The following is a 19,002-nucleotide window of genomic DNA, read 5'->3' as shown; positions in this document are numbered from 1 at the left end:
CGTTGGCGAAGCGCTTGTTGATGATCAGCGCACCCGGATACTGGGTCAGGCCGATGTTGAACAGATTCTCGGTATAGAGCTTCTGATAGGTCTTCATCAGTTCCGTCCGCTCGTCGGCATCGCGGCTTTCGATGAAGGCGTTGATGGTGTCCGCAAGCTCCTGCTCGAACGGCAACAGGTCAAGCTCGCCGGCAGCGTTGGCGAAGTGGTTGCGCGAAGTGCGCGGCCCCACCGGCGCCAGTTCCGGCGTGTTCTGCACCACCGAAACAAGCGAGTTCGGATTGCGATAGGTCATCCAGTCCCACTCGCCGGCATACATGATCGAGTCGCGGTCGGTGCCGGTGACCAGATTCGGCACCACCTTGAGTCCGATCCGTTCCATCATCGCCACCACGCCTTCGGTAACGTTCTTGTCGGTCGAATAATCCGATGTGGTCAGCAGGGTGATGGTCACGTCCTGACCGCCGGCCACGCCTTCGGGAAAGTTGACGAAGCCGTTGCCGTCGGCATCGACAAGACCCGCCTTTTCCAGATAGGCCTTCGCGGTTTCGACCGAATAGGGGTAATAGACCGTGCTGTCCGCATCGTAATAGGACGTGCCGGCATAGAGCCCGCCCGGGTAGATCGCAGTGAACGGCCCCTTGACCAGCGAATTGCCCAGCCGCTGCCGGTCGAGCCCGTAGCTGACGGCCTTGCGGAAGTCGAGGTTGCGGTTGAGCTCGCGAATGGCCTGCGCGCGCTCGTCCGGATGACCCCAGCCGTTGGCCGAAAGGTTTGGCCACAGCGAATAGCCGATGACCCGCGGGCCGAATTCCAGCCGCGCCGGCGCGTTCGGATCGGCCGAGCGCTTCAGGCTTTCGACAAAGTTCTCCGGCTGTTCGAGATTCGAGATATCGCCGGTGCCGGCAACCGCCTGCACGTCGCGATCCGCCCATGTCGACAGGCGGAACTGTGTCTCGTCGAGATAGGGAAGCTGATGGCCTTCGCTGTCGACCTTCCAGTAGTAGGGGTTGCGCCGCAGCACGATGATATCGTCCGAGCGGTACTCGACCGGCACCCAGGCCCCCATCACCGGAATGTTCAGATATTCCGGCGGGAAGGCATTGAGATACTCCTCGACCGTATTGTCGGAATAGTTCGGATGCTCGGGTTTCAGGATATGCGACGGGCCGGGGCAGAAGTTGCCGTAGGCCATATTGTAAAGCACCTGCCCGGGGAAGGGCGTGGTGAAGTTGAAGCGGAAGGTATAATCGTCCACCGCTTCCAGCGTCGTCCCCTCGCCGAAGCTCGCCTGCGTCGCCCCGTTGAGCGGCGTCAGGTTGGGGAACATGATGTGATCGTTCCAGTAGAACAGGATATCCTCGATGTCGAACGGATCGCCGTCGGACCACTTCGCCCCTTCGATCAGGTGCACCGTCAGGCTCATCCCGTCGTCCGACCATTCCCACGACTTGGCGAGGTTGGGCATCGGTTCCAGATCTTCGGGTTTCACCATGAAGAGCGGTCCGGTGCGGGTCAGGCACTCGGACATGGCGATGTCGATCCCGCCCCAGCCCTGCGACTGGCCGCCGATATAGATCCACCCCTCGGGGCGGCCGCCGATGACGTGGCGCAGGACATCCCCGTAGATTCCCGCACCGTCGGGCATGTTGGCGACGTTGTAGACCAGCGGCTCCTTCGGCAGGCGCTCGGCCACCGGCGGCAGCTTGCCGGTATCGACGTATTTCTCCGTCATCCAGTCGGGTTCGGAATAGGATTCCAGCGCCCTGAATTCGTAAATGTCTGACCTGTCGACAAAAACCGGCTCGCCCTGGCCCGCGAAGGCGGGCGGTTCTGGAACCGGCTGCGGATCGACCATCTGCGCGTTGAGCGCGCCTGTCGATACGGTCAGCAGAAGAGAAGCCACGGAGGCACCGCGCATCAGATCGTTCAATTTATCCTCCCATGACGCACAAGGCGTTCGTTCAGGTGCCGGATGCCGCGAGCGGCTCGCCACCTCTCCCAAGGTCGCGCCCGCCGGCACCGGTCCGCAGACACTGGCGCGCATCGGCACTTTTCAGCAATGTCGAAATGGTTGTATGTTTTCCGGGTTTCTAAGATTGCGAGTTTGTCGATGACGATACGGCAAGAGGCATCGCCGGTAACGGCGGACCTGCCGAAACACGAGCGGCGCTTCTATTCGCGCACCGCCGCCTTCGGCCGGTTCGGGCTGCGGCAGTTCACACCGCAGGTCATGGACATGCCGCACTGGCACGGCCATGTGGAATGCAATTTCTGCGAGGCGGCCGAGATGGTCTACGACTTCAACGGAACCCGCATTTCGGTACCGCCCGAAACCTTCGTCCTCTTCTGGGCCGGGGTTCCGCACCAGCTTCTCGAAGTCAACCAACGGGGTGCTGCCCGGCCGCGCCTGAGCAACATCTACCTGCCTGCCGACATGTTCCTGCTGATGCCGCATATCGCGCAGCTACAGCTTCTGCTGATGTCCGCCGCATTCGTCAGGGCGGCACCGGCGCTGGTCGGCATCGCGCAACTCGACCGCTGGTATGCCGATTACCGGTCGGGAGAGTTCGAGCGCACCGAAGTGGTGAAGATGGAACTGAACGCGCTTTTCCGCCGCATGCTGCTCTATCCGCTGACCTTGCTCCACGCGCCGGGGGTAGAGGGCGACAGCGGCGTGCGGCAGCTCAGCTCGGCCCATATCCGGCAGGTGGTGGACATGACGCGGTTCATCCTCGAAAATCTCGAACGGCCGATCCACAACGCCGATGTGGCCGCCGTGATCGGGTTCCATGAAAACTATGCCACATCGCTGTTCTCGCGGGTCATGCGCATGCCGATCAAGAAATTCGTCATCCGCATGCGGCTGATGCGCGCCCGCGCCCTGCTGATCGAAAGCACCCTTCCGATCGCCCAGGTCGCCGAGGAAGCAGGGTTCTCGTCGCTCACGCAGTTCTATGCCCACTTCGCCAGGGCCTATGGGATGAGCCCGGCATCGGTGCGGGTGCATTACGTTCAGAAGGAACTGCGCTAGCCTGGCGGCGACGGATAGACCACCGAAAGATCGGGCCGCACGATGGCACCCGCGGTCAGCCGGGCCGGCTCCAGCCGCCCCTCGCCCATGATGTGAAAGACCTCATCGCCGCGCGCGATCAGATAGTCGGCAATGATGCGGCGGTGGCAGCGCCACCAGACCGCCTCGGCGCACATGAGTGCCAGCCGGCGCTGGCGGCCTTCGCCGATCAGCGCGTCAAGCGCCTCGCGGAACGGCATGCTCAGCGCATAATCGGCATAATTGTGAAAGCTGTCGTTTTCCCAGAATCCGTTGACCTCGCGCGGCACCTCGCGCGATCTGCCGCGCAAACCGCCGAGCGCCGCCCGATGCTCGTAGCCGATCCCGTGGGACAGAAGAGTATCGGGCAGCGTGTCGGTGTTGAACTGCGGATTGGCCCGCGATCGTGGCACGGTTCGCACGTCGATCACCTTCTGCGCGCCGGCAGCTTGCAGAAGACCGGCGAAATCCCCGGCGCTCCGGTTCGAATGACCTATGGTCAGCCAGGGCAGAACCATGCCCGCCCTCACACCCGCCTGAGCACACCGCCCCTGTGCGCCGCGACGTGATCGGTCCTGTCGCTTCTGATCTCGTATTGCGGATCGGCTTCCGAAGCGTGGTGGGTGTATCCCTTGTAATCGAAATCCGAGGTGTGGACGGCGATAATTATGCCCGAGACCATGCCGGCCTCGGAATTCCATGTCACGTGATCGCCGATGGAAAATTTCGCCGTCATCCTGTCTCCTCCCGTCTCCGGTATCGCCAAGTTCAGGTTGTGCCCGATCAGACCGGATAGGCAAACCTCTTTATCAGCGCCCAGAGATCGGCGTTGATCGCGGCAAGCCTGTCGATGGTTTCCTCGATCTTCTGAACCTCGTCGTCGTCGATGGCATCGCTCCTGCCCAGCCTGATATCGGTCTTGCGGTCGGCAATGCGCATGAGGATGGTGCGCGCGCTGCCGCTTTCGGTATCGAAGGAATAGATGCAATGGTTGTAGCGGTTGCGGACATGCGACAGCCGCACAAGGCGCTGCGTGCAATCGAGGATGGCATCGCGCGCCGGCTCGGGGCAGGTATCCAGCTTGGCCAGCCGCTCCACCAGATCGATGCGCGCCCGGGTGGTGTTGAGCGTCAGGAAGACGACGACGGCGCGCTCCTTGTCGGTGCCCAGAAGCCCGGCCATGACGTGAATCAGCACGCTTTCGGTATTGGTCCAGACATAGTTCAACCGGCCGGTCAGCAGCAGCAACCGGTCGAAGACGGCCGGAACCCCGGCCATTCAGGCGGTACTCCCAAGGCGCGTCATCGCGAGACCTCCACAAAGAGGCTGGCCGCCGCTGTCCGGTTGGGCACGCCGAGCTTCTTGACCAGGTTGTGCACATGCAGCTTCACCGTGTGTTCGGTGATGTCGAGGTTCGAGGCGATGCGCTTGTTGCTTTCGCCGCGCGCGATCAGGCCAAGCACCTCGCGTTCGCGCCCGGTAAGATCGTAGAGCTTCTGAAGCGCCGGTGCGGGGCGCGGGGCGGGCTCCGGGCGGCCGGGCGGGCCTTCCCCCGCGATCCCGGCCGCCGCGTCCCGCGACAGCAGCTCGACCGGCAGAACCAGATGCCGGTTCAGCAGCAGGCGCATCGTCGACAGCCAGACATCGACCGAAACCTGCGTCGGCAGAAACCCGATCGGCCCGGCCGCAGCCTTGCGCCAGCGCTTCAGGAAATCGCCAGCCAGCCCGGCATCGCGATAGGCCAGCGCCAGCGGCGCCGGACCGGTCGCCGCGCGGTACGTTTCGGGCCGGAACAACAGGTCGTCGGAGAATTTCTGATCGACGATCAGCAGGCGCAGGCGCTCGGCACCGTCGCCGATCGCGGCGGAAATCCGGTCGATATCGCCAATTCTGATACATCTGACATGGAATTCGGTCTGGATATGCCCGCAGGTCTGCGCGCTGTAGTGCATTCCGTTCCCGACCACGACCACTTCAAAAGGCGAGGCCCCGAGTTCCAGCGCGGAAACCGTCTCGAACTGGCTTTCATGCCGGTACATTTTATCCTCCAATACCCAAGCGGGCGGGGGTCGGGGAGCAGAGCGCAACGGATTTCAATTCCGAATATCGCGGCAAATCAATAGAACCCGATCTATACCGGCAGAACACCGGCACGCCAGGACCGACCCTCCCCGCTCCTGGTTCGGTCGAGGCTCCGCACACGGACAACATACAGGCAAACACAACACCCTCCTTCGGCCCGCCGGAAACCTCTCGGTTTCGCCGGCAGTCCTCTCACACACACCCATTTGGGCAGGTTTCCACACCGCTTGGGCAGGATTCGGCACTCGTTAACCTTACGGAAAATTCCCTGTGACTCCAACACAAACCTCTCGATACAGTGCAGGTTTCACGCCAATTTCACACTATACAGATGATTGTTTCAGCTTCCGATACGCTGCATCCGGACCTTCAAGCCTAGCCGATAGATCAGGTTCGCCCGGTTTCAGACAATCCGTTACGCAACCTATGCGTGCATTTTTCCGGCCTTTCGCACTTGCCCATTATCACGCGGTTTCGCGAAAGCCCTTGTTTACCTAGGTTAATTCGCCGTTCGAGGGTTACTAGAACCATTCGCCAGATATGCAGGCGAAGACGGCTCTGTCACCTTTTTTATCAGGGAAACGACGCCTTCACGACTCGCAAGATCAGAATGCGCCGCCTTCCCGACGGGAATTGAAATTCACGCGAAAGGGGGTGCGCGGAGAAACAGAAGCTCAAATTTCAGGCAATTTAAAATTCCCCGCCAATTCCAATGGTGCGGGAAACGGATCAATTGTGCCCGTATGCTGCTTTACAGATGAATGGCAGTTCCGGGCGCCAGACACCGAAGGAACCTTCCATGTCCAGTAATCGCAACAACAACATGCATGCAGCCGGCGACCCGCGTGCCAGCGCCGACGCCGACGCGATCGCCATCGGTCAGGCTCAGATCGACACGCTGAACGCCGATGTAGACATTGGCGACATCGCCATCAAGGAGGCCGATGTAGACGCCCAGCAGCAACAGCAGCAGCAGGATCAGGACACCAACGTCCAGAACGATCAGGGCCAGGGTCAGGATCAGGGGCAGGGTCAGGACCAGGGACAGGATCAGGACCAGAAGCAGAAACAGTCCGCTGACAACACCAATACCGTCGAGAACGGCAACGAGATCAACATCGACTTCGGCGAAGGCGAGTGGATCCCGCGCGACGACGACATGGTGGATATCGACATCTCCAAGGGCGGGTCGATGAACGACGCCCTGACGGCGGGGCGCGATCTCGACTACGACCCGGGCGACGATGTGACCTCGGGCGGCGACATGGCCTATGATCCCGGCGACGATATCCATGTCGGCGAGAACACCGATGTCTCGGGCGGCCTAAGCGGCGCGGGCAACGATTTCCTGTCGGTCAACAACCAGTCGGCCTGGTTGCAGGACAACGACAATCTCGAAAACCCGACGGTAAGCAACAACGCCGACTTCCAGCAGAACGGCAGTGCCTACGGCGGTACCGCCAGCGCGGCCGAGGGCATTCAGGCCGGGGCAGGCGGCGGCGCCTCGGGTGACGGCGGCAAGTCGATCGGCGGCGACGCCGAGGGCGCCAACGGGCTCGGCGGGATCGCGGCGGCCTTTGGCGGCAAGAGCGGCGACGCCAATGCCGATGCCGACGGCGGCAAGGCGGGCGGTTCGGGCGATGTCGACAGCGATGTCGAGGCCAGGCACGATTCCGATGCCGAGACCGATTCCCATGCCGATGGCGGCAAGGGCGGCAGCTCGGATCTCGACAACGAGACCAAGACAATTGTCGATGCCGAGAACAGCAGCGACGGCCAGGGCGGCGATTCCGGCGATACCAGCGCGCTTGGCGCGGGTCTCGGCCTGTCCGGCGCGCTTGGCGGCAAGTCCGGCAGCGACGCCAACGGCGGCGACAATTCCGATCGGGCCAGTGCCGATGTCGACGGCGATGCCGATGTCGACAGCGACAGCGGCGATGGCGGCGACAACAGCGGAAGCTCGAACGCCAGCTCCTCCGGCAATGCCGATGCCGACGGCGACGGCGGCAAGGGCGGCAGTGTCGATGGCGAATCCGCCAGCAAGGCCGGAACCTCGAACGACGCCGATTCCGACAGCGGCGACGGCGGCGATGCCGAAGGCGGGGCCAAGGCCGGCACCGATGGCTATGCCAAGACCAGCAACGACAGCGACGGCGGCAGCGCCAAGGGCTACGCGGATGCCGATTCCGATGGCGACGCGGATACCGACGGCGATGCCAGCGGCGGCAGCAGCATCGATGTGGCGCTTGCCGGGGCCAAAGGCGATGCCGATACCGACGGCGATGCCGATGGCGGCAAGAGTGTCGATGTGGCCAAGGCGGAATCCGACGGCAACGCCGACAGCGACAACGACAGCCTGGGCGGCGACGGCGACAGCGCCAACGGTGACGGAAACGGCGGCGACGCCAATGCCGATACCACCGGCTCGCCGCAGACCATCGGCCTCGGCGGTGGCAACCCCGAGATCAACACCACGGGCGGCACGGCCGGCACCGGTACCAACTCGAACACCAGCACCGGCGGTCTCGGCGGCGCGGTCAGCGGCGGTACGGACGGGTCGAGCGCGGCCGATGCGGCGGCAAGCGGCACCGGTGGCGCCGGCGGCACCAACAATGCCACCACCGACGGATCGGGCATGGCCGATGCGGCAGCCAGCGGCACCGGCGGCGCCGGCGGTACCAACAATGCCACCACCGACGGGTCGAGCATGGCCGACGCGATGAACACCAGCACCGGCGGTGCGGCGGGCAACGCCGACGGTACCGCCGATGCCTCGGGCATGGCGGACGCGGCAAACACCGGCATGGGCGGCGCATCGGGCGCGGCCGACAGCATGGCCGATGGAACCGCCGATTCGGCCTCGACCAACACCGGTACGGGTGGCAACGGCGCCGCCGGGACCGGCACGGCCGATGGCTCGTCGATGGCCGATGCCGCCAACACCGGCACCGGCGGCAGCTCGGGCTGGGCAGACGGCACGGCCGACGGTTCGGCCATGGCGGATGTTTCCGCCACCGGCACCGGCGGTGCGGGCGGCACGTCCAGCTCCAGCAGCGATGCCAGTTCGACGGCCGACGGCAGCGGCAGTGCCACCTCCAGCGGCGGCGCGGGCGGCTATGCCGACGTGTTCACCGATGCCGATACCAACGGTACCACCGACAGCCTCGCCGAGGCGATCGCCGGCTACGGCGGCGCAGCCTCGACCGACGACGACGCAACGTCCTCGGCCATGGGCGATGCGATGGGCACGGCCTATTCCGGCACCGGCGGTGCCGGCGGCGAGGCCACCTCGATGGGTGGCACCAGCGGCGATGTGATGGGCACGGCCAATGCCGGCGACGGCACCGGCGGCTCGGCCTATGGCGGCGCCTCCAGCGGTGCCTTCTCGGGCGACGGCGGCGCCGGCGGTAATGCCGGGTCCTGGGGTTCGGGCAACGGGGACGACGGGATCGTCAACGGTGAATCCTATGCCTCGGCGGCGGCGGTGGTCGATACCTCGGCCTTCAACCAGTCGATCGTGATGGGCGCCAACGTCCTCGGAAACTCGGTCGACATGACCATGGTCGGAGGCTCGATGAGCACCGCGCTGGTCGGCGAGGACGACAACGGCTGATCCGCCACCCGCCAAATAACCATCCGGGGCCGCCATCGCGGCCCCGGACCAGCCGGCGGCACCATTCCCCGCCATGATACCGGCATCCAGAAATTCCCAGTGGAAGCATTGACATGATCGCCGACCGGACAACTGAAACGATCGAACATTTCATCGGGCTATTTGACCTCGCCATCGAAAAGGCGCGCCTGCGCGACACCTACGACGAGTTCACCGCGCTCCGGCGCAAGGCCGAGATGGATGGGCTGAAGACGGTCGATTACCGGATCGACGCACCGCACGAGCTGAAGATCGGCCGCTTCGATCCGTCGGCGCCTTACACCCCGCTTCCCGCCCACGATCACGACGGCCCGCGGACCAAACCACTGCCGCCGCTCGAGGCCCCGCTGCCCCCCTGGGATCCGCAGGTCGAGCCCGAGGAGCCGGACGGCCCCGGCATCGCCGTTCCCGAGGCATGGATCGCCCCCCCGACGGCGCCGGTCCATTCCCCGGCAATCGTTCCGCACCAGCCGCCGGCGGTTTCGTGGCCGGTTCCCGACATCCATATCCCGTTTCCCGGCTCGGTTCTGACCGTCACCGCCCAGACGGCAACGCTTCATGACAGCGACAGGATCGGCGACGGGCCGTTCCGCAGTTCCGCCGACCATGCCGAGAGCTTTCAGCAGATCGCTCATCTGGCCGGCAAGCTGCACGTCGCCCCGGATCTGGCCTTCGGCCATGGCGAAATTCTGCGCTTCGAAGACGCGATGGCCATCGCCGATGCGATGCGCGATGCGCGGCCCGTTTCGTCAGGGAACGACCGGATCGAAAGCGTCGTCCTGCACGGCCAGCAGGCTTCCGGGCTGTTCGTCAATGGCGTGGCGGCCGAATCCGCCCCCGACTGGCAGGACCTGCTGCCAGAGCATTTCCAGCGCGAGACCCAATCCTCCGACATCTCCGCCGCTGCCATCGAGGCGCGGGCCTTTACGGAAAACTACACTCCCAACCCCGATTTCGAGGACGGCCACAGGATCGTCGCCGGGGCCAATCTTCTGGTGAACGACACCACGATCTACAACGCCTGGGTCGATGCACCCAATATCGCGGTGGGCGGACGCTGGATCACGCTCGATCTGATCGACCAGGTTGCGGCGGTTTCCAACACCGACGCGGGCGGCGGCATCCCGCTGCCTTCGACCGTCACCCAGATCGCCGGGATCAGCGAAGAAAGCGCGCCGGCGGAATGGTATACCAGCGCCGTCTCGGCCGGCGGCGGCGCCCCCGACTGGCTGCTGATCGATCATATCGAAGGCGATCTTGTTGTCTCGCACAGCGTGAAGCAGATCATCGACGTGATCGACGAGGACCTCTTCTTCGAGGAGATCTCGGCCGCGTCCTCGGCCTTTGTGCTGGGCGGCAACACCGTCATCAACGCCGCCGGCATTCTTGCTGCCGGTGTCGTGTACGACCTGATCCTCATCGGCGGCGACCTGATCCAGTACAACGGCATCAGACAGACCCTGGTACTGGAGGACGACGATCTGCTGCACGGGGTGCCACAGCCCATGGCGGCGGACGACGGATCCGGTATCGCGCACCCGCTGGCCGAAAAGCCCGCCGGGCAGGGCCTGGACGATCTTGTCGCGGCGGCGGACGATCCGCTTCCGGCCCCGGCAGACGGCGCCGCAGGGCAGGGGGCAGGGCCGGCACCCGACAACCTGCTGGTCAACGAGGCGCATATCGGAAAGATCGGCACCGATATCTCGGCCGGGATGAGCGACACGCTGGCCTCGATCCTGTCTGCCGGCGACGCGACGCTCGAATCGCTGCGCGATACGCTGCTGGGAAATCCGCTGCTCGCCGGGCTGGAGCAGGCCCGCGTGCTCAGGATCGACGGGGACCTGATTCAGACCTCGGTGGTCGAACAGATTATCCGGCTGCGCGACAGCGACGATATCTTCGTCCAGGGTCAGGCGCCGGGCGGGCTCGAGGTGATCGCCGGATCGAATGCGCTGGTAAACAGCGCGTCGGTCATCAACGCCGGGGTCGATTCGAAGATCATGGCCGCCGAACAGGGCTATTCCGACCTGCTGATCCACCAGGCGAGCCTGATCGACGAGATGAAGGAGACGATGGACCAGAAGGCCGAGGTCGTCTCGGAGGCCATCGCCTTCCTGATGGACGACATGGAGGACCAGATGGCCGGCATCGCCGCCGCGAAGGACGGCCTGATCCACCCGGCGGTGGATTCGGACGACCTGATCGCGTCGATGGGCACCTGACCGGGGCGATCCATGGCACATTGGCTGACCCATGTCTTCGGCCCCGCCCTGCAGGACGCGCCGTCGCCGCAGGCACCCGCTCGCCGCGCCGTTCCGAAAGTGCCGGCGCGGTTCCCGCCCGCCCCGCAGCACCGCGCCCGGCAGGGCCCACAACCGGGCCCCGGCAGGATTGCCATCGACTGGCACCGCCCCGCCGTCTCGCCCCGCCACGCTCCCGAACCGGCGCCCGCATCAGGGGGGCAGGGAACCCAAACCGAAGGCCAAGCGAACATGGATGTCGAGAAAGAGCCCCCCGCAGCCGGTGGCGAGACCGCGCAATCCGACAGGATGCGCCAGGACCCTCCGGCAGAAGCGGCCGCCGCCCCGGCGCAGCCCGAGGCGCCAGAGGCGGAGCCCCGCCCGACAGAACCGGAACCCGCGCCCGCAAAGGAAACGGCGCAAGCCGCCGAAACAGCCGGGATCGCGGAACCCCGGGCGAATGTGCGGCTGGAAATCGACCCGGCCCCCGAACCGGCCGGAACGCCGCGATCCACCCGCGGCGGCGCCCCGGCCGAACCGCCTGCGGCAAAGCTCGACCGCCCGATCGAGGCGCGCGCCAACGAACCTGTCCGGGCACGGGACGCTTCGGGTGGCGGCACACCGCCGCCGTCGAGGTTTCACAGCCGCACCCCGCCGCCACGCTACGACCGCATCCTGCACGAGGCCGGCCAGGCGGTCCGCAACAACCTGATCGTCGTCGGCATCCTGACCTTCGCCACCAACATCCTGCTGCTGTCGATCCCGATCTATCTGTTCCAGATCAGCGACCGGGTGCTGACCAGCCGTTCGCTCGACACGCTGGTCATGCTGACGGTGATCATCGCCGGCGCGGTGATCTTCCAGTCGATCTTTGATGCGATCCGGCGGTTCATCCTGATGCGGACGGCGGTCGAGGTCGCGACCCGGCTCGGCGCGCCGATCCTCAGCGCGGCGGCCTATTCGTCGCTGCATGGCACCGGGCGCGAATACCAGACGCTGGGCGATCTGCAGCAGGTGCGCAGTTTCCTCGTCTCGGGCACGCTGATCGCCTTTCTCGATGTCCCCTTCGCACCGCTGTTCATCGTCGCGATCTTTCTCGTGCATCCGTCGCTGGGGATGATCGTTCTGGTGACGGCGGTCATCCTGACGATCATCGCCGTGCTGAACCAGAAGGCCACCGCCAAGCCCTTTGCCCGGGCCAACATCGCCCAGGCCATGGCCAACCAGCACCTCGATTCGATGTCGCGCAACAGTCAGATCATCAATGCGCTGGCGATGATCCCCGAGGCAGTGCGCATCTGGGGCCGCGATACCGCCGCCTCGCTGACCGCCCAGGTTCAGGCGCAGGACCGCAACGTCATCTTCGCCTCGGTCTCGCGCGCGGTGCGGCTGCTGACCCAGATCGCCATTCTCGGCTGGGGCGCCTTTCTGGCGATCAACGGCGAGATCACCGGCGGCATGGTGATCGCGGCCTCAATCATCTCGGGCCGCGCCTTTTCGCCCATCGAAGGCTCGATCGAGGGCTGGAGTTCGTTCCTGCTGACCCGCGCCGCGCTGGGGCGTATCCGCTCCCTTCTGGGTTCGGCCGCCAACCAGTACGAAAAGCTGCGCCTGCCAAACCCCGAGGGACGGCTCGATGTCGAACGTCTGCTCTATGTGCCCGGCGGCACCAAGCGGGTGGTGCTGAACGGGATCACCTTCTCTCTCTCGCCCGGCGACACGCTGGCGGTGATCGGCAATTCGGGCGCCGGCAAGACGACGCTGGGCAAGATGCTGGTCGGCTCGATCCTGCCGACATCGGGCAGCGTGCGGCTGGATCTGATGGATATCCGCAACTGGGATCCGCGCCAGTTCGGCGAGAACATCGGCTACCTGCCGCAGGACGTTCAGCTTTTCCCCGGCACGATCAAGGACAACATCGCCCGCATGCGCGCCGACGCCACCGACGAGCAGATCCACCAGGCCGCGGTACTGGCCGACGTGCACAACATGATCGCCGACCTGCCGCAGGGCTACGAGACCGTCGTCACCGCCGACGGCTCACCGCTGTCGGGCGGACAGAAGCAGCGCATCGCGCTGGCCCGCGCCTTTTTCGGCAACCCCAGTTTCCTTGTTCTCGACGAGCCGAACTCGAATCTCGACGTGGCCGGCGACTAGGCGCTGGCACGCGCGCTCGAACGGGCACGGGAGCGGCGCATCACCGTCATCGTCATCACCCAGAAACCCGCCCTGCTGGGGGTGGTCGACAAGATCATGCTGATCACCGACGGGCGGATCGCGCTGTTCGGCACGCGCGAGACGGTCCTTGCCAAGCTGAACGGCTCCACCCCCCGGCCATCGATCGACGGAGGCACCCAATGAGAAACGCGGTGGCGATTCACAACGAACCCGACTGGTTCGCCGAGGTTCCCCGTTCGATCCGGACCCATGCCATCGTCGGGCTGTCGCTGATGGCGATCGCCTTCGGCGGCTTCGGGGTCTGGGCGTTCACCGCCCCGCTGGCGGCGGCGGTGATCGCGCAGGGCAGTTTCGTCGCCACTGGCAACAACAAGATCGTGCAGCATCTCGAAGGCGGGATCATCAGCGAGATCTTCGTTGTCGAGGGCCAGAAGGTAACCGGCGGCGAACGCCTGCTCAGCCTCGACCAGACCGCCGCCGAGGCGAGCGAGCGCGAACTGCATCTGCGCATGGTGCGGCTGAAAGCGACCGCCGAACGCCTGCTGGCGGAATACCGCGAGGACGAGGATTTCGCATTCTCGCCCGAGCTTGTGGAAGAGGCGGACGACCCCGAGATCGCCTCGATCCTCGACGGGCAGGCGCTGGCCTACGAAGTGTCGCGCACCGCGCTGCTCAAGGACATCGCCCTGATGGACCGCAACATCGAGGCGCTCAGGGTGCGCGAGAGCGGCTATTCGGCGCAACTGAAGTCGCTCAGGCTGCGCTCCGAGATTCTGGCCGAGGAGTTCGGCGACAAGACCGCCCTGTTCGAAAAGGGGCTGTTGCAGAAATCCGACCTCAACGCCATCCGCCGGGTACAGGCCGAGGCCGACGGGCAGACCGCGCGGCTCGAGGCCGAGGTCGCCGAGATCCGCCAGATGCTGCTGAAATACAGCGAACAGACCGAGCTTGCGCGCGCCACCTACCGGCAGGCGGCGCTGGACGAGCTTGGCCCGATTCAGGCGGATCTCGAAAGCATCACCGAACAAACGCGCAAGGCGCGCAATGTCCTCGGCCGTTCGATCGTGCGCTCGCCGGTATCGGGCACGGTCGTTCAGCTCTATTACCACACCTCGGGCGGGGTGATCGAACCGGGCAAGCCGATCGTCGAGATCCTGCCCGCCGACGCGCCGCTCATCATCGAGGCGCAGATCCCCCGCAACCAGATCGACAACGTCAAGGCCGGCCAGAAGGCGACGGTGCGGCTGGTCGCTCTGAACCAGCGGACAACACCGGTGCTGTTCGGCGAGGTGTTCTATGTCTCGGCGGATTCGCTGGCGGAATCGCAGAACGGGATACCGGTCGAGACCTATCTGGCGCGGGTTTCGCTGCCGCACGAGGAACTGGCGCGCATCCCCGGCTTCGCGCCGACCCCGGGAATGCCGGCCGAGATCATGATCCAGACCCGGACACGCACCTTCGCTGCCTATATCAGCAAGCCGATCACCGACAGCATGTCGCGTGCCTTCCGCGAGCAGTAGTCCGGAAGCCGGCTCGAACACCGGCGAACACCGATACCGTCATCTCGGGAACGACTGGACGTTTCCCGCATCGACATTGAGGATGTTGCCGGTGGATTTGGCCGAGCGGTCGGAGGCGAAGAAATAGCACGCCTCGGCGATATCCTCGGGCAGCACCGACCGCTTGAGCAGCGAGCGCTGGCGGTACATCTCCTCCAGCCCTTCCTTGTCGGTGGCATAGGTGCCGGCGCGCTGGTCGAGCCATTCTCCGGTCCAGATCTTCGAGCCGCGCAGCACCGCGTCGGGATTCACCACGTTGACGCGGATACCGTCGGGCGCCCCTTCCAGCGCAAGACAGCGCGCGAGGTGAATCTCGCTCGCCTTGGCAGTGCAATAGGCCGCGGCGTTGGGCGAGGCGGCAAGCCCGTTCTTCGAGGCGACAAAGATGACCGCGCCGCCGATGCCCTGCGCCCCGAACACCGCGAATGCCGCCCGCGATACGAGGAAATAACCGGTCGAGAGGATCGACATGTTGCGGTTCCACAGATCCAGCGTGGTCTCACCGATCGGCGCGGAAGAGGCGATCCCCGCGTTCGAGACCAGAATGTCGAGCCCGCCGTATTCGACCGATGCATCGGCGAATGCCGCCGCGACCGCGTTTTCGTCGGTCACGTCCATCGGAACGGTCCGCACCACATCGGCGGAATGGCGCGCCACAAGCGCCGCCCGCGTCGCCGACAGCGCATCCGCATCGATATCGGCCAACACCACGCAGGCGCCCTCGTCAAGGTAGCGCCCGGCGGTGGCCGAACCGATGCCGCCCGCGCCGCCGGTGATCAGCGCCACCCGCCCGGCAAGCGATTTCGGCCGCGGCATGCGTTGCAGCTTGGCCTCTTCCAGAAGCCAGTATTCGATATCGAATGCCTCCTGCTCGGGCAGGCCGCAATAGGCCGAAACAGCCGATGCGCCCCGCATCACGTTGATCGCGTTGACATAGAACTCACCCGCGATACGCGCCGTCGCCTTGTCCCGCGCGAAGGTGATCATGCCGACACCGGGCACAAGGTAGACCACCGCGTTGGGGTCGCGCATCGCCGGGCTGTCGTCGTGCCGGCAGCGCTCGTAATAGGCGGTGTATTCGTCGCGATAGGCGGCCACGGCGGCGGCCAGCCCGTCGAGCATCGCACCGACATCGGGATTGCCGGGATCGAAATCCACCACCAGCGGGCGGATCTTGGTGCGCAGGAAATGATCCGGGCAGCTTGTGCCAAGCGCCGCAAGCGCCTCCATGTCATGGCTGCCGACAAATTCCAGCACCGCATCCCGATCGTCGAAATGGCCGACCATGTGGACACTGGCCGAAACCATGCCGCGAACCGCCGGCATCAGGCGCGCCGCCACGGCGCGGCGCGCCCCGGGTGCCAGGGGTTGGTGTTTCGCGCCGCCGAAGGGCGGTTTGCCGGCTGTCTTGTCCTCGAACCAAGCGATGGCGCGGTTGATCGTCGCCAGGGTCAGTTCATAGCATTCCCGCGCCGTATCCGCCCAGGTGAACAGCCCGTGCGATTCCAGCACCACACCCCTGGCCCCGGGGTTCTCGGCGCAGAATTTCTCAAGCCACAGGCCCAGTTCGTACCCGGGGCGCTTCCACGGCAGCCAGCCGATCTCGCCGCCGAAAATCTCCTGCGTGAGCGCCTCGGAGTTCTCCGCCGCGGCGATGGCGATGATTGCGTCGGGGTGGACGTGATCCACATGGGTTTTCGGCACATAGGCGTGCAGAGGCGTGTCGATGGAGGCGGCGCGCGGGTTCAGGTTATAGGTGCAGAACGGCAGATAACCTACCATTTTGTCGTCGAATTTCTCGCCGCGATACAGATCCTTCAGCGCCCGGAGCTTGTCCATGTAGAGCGTCGCGAACCCATCGATCCCGATGGTTCCGATATCGCCGCCCGATCCCTTGACCCACAGCACCTCGACCGGGTCGCCGGTCAACGGATCCTTCTCGATCACCTTGGCCGAGGTATTGCCCCCGCCGTAATTGGTGATCCGCTTGTCGGAGCCAAGCAGGTTGGAGCGGTAGAGCAGAAGCTCCGATTCGGACATGCCGGCGGTACCGGCCTCGTCCCACAAATCCCGCAGGCGGTTGTTTTCGCGCGTATTCAGCATGTAGGTGATCCTCCCGCTTCCGGCAAAGCCTGTCGGCCGGCAACAGGTTCGGCATTGGGCCGGCAGAAGTCAATCAATTTCAGTCATATTCGATCATGTATATGGACAGTGCCTCGTATGGCGCGTGTTTTTGATTGACAATGATCGAAACTCTACGCAACCTTTCTGGAGGGAGGCGACAAATGCACGAGTCGGAACGTCACACTGTCATTCTGTCGGCGGTGCAGGACCGGCCCGTCGTGACCGTCGGCGAGCTTTGCGCGCTGACCGGTGCGTCGGAAGCGACGGTCCGCCGCGACATCGCGGCGCTGCACGTGCAAAAAAAGCTGCGCCGCGTACGCGGCGGGGCCGAGGCGCTGGCGCCGCCGCAATTCGTCGGCCTTGCCGGCCACCCCTTCACCATGAACGCAACACTGCACACGGCGCAGAAACGGGCCATCGCGCGCGCCGCCGTCGAGATGTGCGCCGATGGCGAGGCAATCATCATCAACGGCGGAACGACGACCTTTCAGATGGTCTATCCGCTGGCCGGACGCAGGCTTCAGGTCTTTACCAATTCGTTTCCGGTTGCCGAGCATCTGCTGAAGAACTCGAAGAACGCGGTGATGCTGCCGGGCGGAGCGATCTATCGCGAGCAGAACATCATCCTTTCACCCTTCGACAACGACGTGACGCAGAACTTCTATGCGCGGCGGGCGTTTCTGGGTGCCTACGGTATCGGGCGGCTCGGGGTAATGGAGGCCGATCCGCTGCTGATCCAGGCCGAACAGAAGCTGATCGGCCGTTCGGACGAACTGATCGTGATGGCGGATTCGAGCAAGTTCCGCAACCGGTCGAGCCTGGTGCTGTGCCCGCTGGGGCGGATCGACACGCTGATCACCGACGAAGGCATCGACGACCGCTCGGCGGCGATGATCGAGGCGGCGGATATCCGGCTGGTGATCGCCGCCACATCATCTGCGGCGATGTCGGAGGAGCGGGCATCATGAGATCCGCCGCATCCCGCCCGCTGGCGGCACCAGCCATGCGGCGCCGACGAGAACGATACTGCCACGCGGGTCAGGACCCCACAATCTTCAAGGGAGGAACACCAATGAAATCAATCGGTAAAATGCTTGCAGGGGTGGCCACCGCCGCCTTGCTTGCCACCCCGTCCGCCGCCGAGGACATGCGCATCGCGCTGGTCGTCAAGGCGCTCGGCATCGGCTTTTTCGAAGCCGCCGCCAAGGGCGCCGAGGAGGCAGCCGACGAGCTTGGCGATGTCGAGATCATCTATACCGGCCCGACCGATACCACCGCCGAGGGCCAGATCGAGGTGATCAACGCACTGATCGCCCAGAAGGTCGACGCGATCGCCATTTCGGCCAACGATACCGACGCGCTTGTCCCCGCGCTCAAGAAGGCGATGCAGCGCGGCATCACCGTTGTAAGCTGGGACAGCGGCGTTGCCCCCGATGGCCGTCAGGTTCACCTGAACCCCTCGTCCAACCCGCTGATCGGCAACATGATCATCAAGCTGGCCGCCGACAACATGCCCGATGGCGGCGAGGTCGCCGTTCTTTCGGCCACCGCGACCGCCACGAACCAGAACATCTGGATCGAGGAAATGAACAAGGTCATGGGCAATTACCCGGGGATCGAGGTGGTAGCCACGGTCTATGGCGACGATCTGGCCGACAAGTCCTATCGCGAGGCCACCGGCCTGATGCAGACCTATCCCGACCTCAAGGCGATCATTGCGCCCACATCGGTGGGGATCGTGGCCGCCGCGCAGGCGGTGGTCGATGCCGGCAAGGTGGGGCAGGTCAACGTGACCGGCCTGGGCCTGCCGTCGGAAATGGCCGGTGCCATCGAATCGGGTGCCTCCAAATCCTTTGCCATCTGGAATCCCATCGATCTGGGATATTCGGCGACGATGATCGCCTATCACCTTGCCAGGGGCGATGCCGAGGCCGCACCGGGGGCCGAGATCCCGATGGGCCGGATGGGCATGCTGACACTCGACGACAGCAACTCCGGCGCGATGGCCGACCCGTTCGTCTACGACGCCTCCAACATCGACGCGTTCAAGAGCATCTTCTGAACCGTCCGAACCGGCCCGGCGCCGCGGCGCCGGGTCTTTCGCCTCAGTCCGGA

Annotated in this window: 13 protein-coding genes; 7 read left to right on the top strand and 6 right to left on the bottom strand. The window is 64.9% G+C overall.

Annotation, left to right across the window (positions count from 1 at the left end):
• The coding region (locus ACK5IR_RS10795) for an ABC transporter substrate-binding protein (protein ID WP_416928741.1) at positions 1-1,906 on the bottom strand (1,906 nt) is incomplete at its 3' end.
• Positions 1,907-2,113: 207 nt separating this feature from the next.
• Here ACK5IR_RS10795 and ACK5IR_RS10790 point away from each other — a divergent pair.
• A complete protein-coding gene (locus ACK5IR_RS10790) occupies positions 2,114-3,034 on the top strand; it encodes a helix-turn-helix domain-containing protein (RefSeq protein WP_416928739.1) in 921 nt (306 codons plus the stop codon).
• On the opposite strand, the gene ACK5IR_RS10785 is transcribed toward ACK5IR_RS10790, so the two are convergent.
• Genes ACK5IR_RS10785 through ACK5IR_RS10770 form a run of 4 tightly spaced genes read right to left on the bottom strand, consistent with a single transcriptional unit; the run spans position 3,031 to position 5,091 of the window.
• Positions 3,031-3,570, bottom strand: coding sequence for a DUF488 family protein (locus ACK5IR_RS10785; protein ID WP_416928737.1), 540 nt, complete (start codon positions 3,568-3,570; stop codon positions 3,031-3,033). The two genes, ACK5IR_RS10790 and ACK5IR_RS10785, sit on opposite strands and share 4 nt — an antisense overlap.
• An 8-nt stretch (positions 3,571-3,578) precedes the next feature.
• Complete coding sequence (locus ACK5IR_RS10780; RefSeq protein WP_416928735.1) at positions 3,579-3,788, bottom strand: DUF2945 domain-containing protein; 210 nt, start codon at positions 3,786-3,788, stop codon at positions 3,579-3,581.
• A gap of 47 nt (positions 3,789-3,835) precedes the next feature.
• A complete protein-coding gene (locus ACK5IR_RS10775) occupies positions 3,836-4,330 on the bottom strand; it encodes a hypothetical protein (protein WP_416928733.1) in 495 nt (164 codons plus the stop codon).
• Positions 4,331-4,353: 23 nt separating this feature from the next.
• Positions 4,354-5,091, bottom strand: a complete 738-nt coding sequence (locus tag ACK5IR_RS10770; protein WP_416928731.1) for a helix-turn-helix transcriptional regulator — start codon at positions 5,089-5,091, stop codon at positions 4,354-4,356.
• A gap of 842 nt (positions 5,092-5,933) precedes the next feature.
• Here ACK5IR_RS10770 and ACK5IR_RS10765 point away from each other — a divergent pair.
• The 4 genes from ACK5IR_RS10765 to ACK5IR_RS10750 all read left to right on the top strand — a co-directional run bounded on the left by ACK5IR_RS10765 (position 5,934) and on the right by ACK5IR_RS10750 (position 14,724).
• The gene (locus ACK5IR_RS10765) at positions 5,934-8,747 is read left to right on the top strand and encodes a beta strand repeat-containing protein (RefSeq protein WP_416928729.1); all 2,814 of its coding nucleotides are present in this window, start codon (positions 5,934-5,936) and stop codon (positions 8,745-8,747) included.
• A gap of 113 nt (positions 8,748-8,860) precedes the next feature.
• Entirely contained in the window at positions 8,861-11,008 is a 2,148-nt protein-coding gene (locus ACK5IR_RS10760) for a hypothetical protein (RefSeq protein WP_416928727.1), read from the top strand.
• A 270-nt stretch (positions 11,009-11,278) separates the two neighbouring features.
• Positions 11,279-13,183: a type I secretion system permease/ATPase gene (locus tag ACK5IR_RS10755; protein ID WP_416928725.1), complete on the top strand. Its 1,905-nt coding sequence runs from the start codon at positions 11,279-11,281 to the stop codon at positions 13,181-13,183.
• Between the two features lie 200 nt (positions 13,184-13,383).
• The gene (locus tag ACK5IR_RS10750) at positions 13,384-14,724 is read left to right on the top strand and encodes an HlyD family type I secretion periplasmic adaptor subunit (protein ID WP_416928723.1); all 1,341 of its coding nucleotides are present in this window, start codon (positions 13,384-13,386) and stop codon (positions 14,722-14,724) included.
• 39 nt (positions 14,725-14,763) lie between these two features.
• Here ACK5IR_RS10750 and ACK5IR_RS10745 read toward each other — a convergent pair whose 3' ends face one another.
• On the bottom strand, positions 14,764-16,866 hold the full coding sequence (locus ACK5IR_RS10745) for a bifunctional rhamnulose-1-phosphate aldolase/short-chain dehydrogenase (protein WP_416928721.1): 2,103 nt from the start codon (positions 16,864-16,866) through the stop codon (positions 14,764-14,766).
• Positions 16,867-17,048: 182 nt separating this feature from the next.
• Here ACK5IR_RS10745 and ACK5IR_RS10740 point away from each other — a divergent pair, with 182 nt between their 5' ends.
• Positions 17,049-17,855 carry a DeoR/GlpR family DNA-binding transcription regulator gene (locus ACK5IR_RS10740; RefSeq protein ID WP_416928719.1) on the top strand — a complete coding sequence of 269 codons (807 nt, stop codon included), beginning with the start codon at positions 17,049-17,051 and terminating at the stop codon, positions 17,853-17,855.
• A 104-nt stretch (positions 17,856-17,959) separates the two neighbouring features.
• Positions 17,960-18,949, top strand: coding sequence for a rhamnose ABC transporter substrate-binding protein (rhaS, locus tag ACK5IR_RS10735; protein WP_416928717.1), 990 nt, complete (start codon positions 17,960-17,962; stop codon positions 18,947-18,949).
• Positions 18,950-19,002 lie beyond the last annotated feature (53 nt).

It is taken from the genome of Tropicimonas sp. (genome assembly GCF_047971885.1).
Classification (GTDB): domain Bacteria; phylum Pseudomonadota; class Alphaproteobacteria; order Rhodobacterales; family Rhodobacteraceae; genus Tropicimonas.
This window is presented reverse-complemented; position numbering and strand designations above follow the sequence as displayed.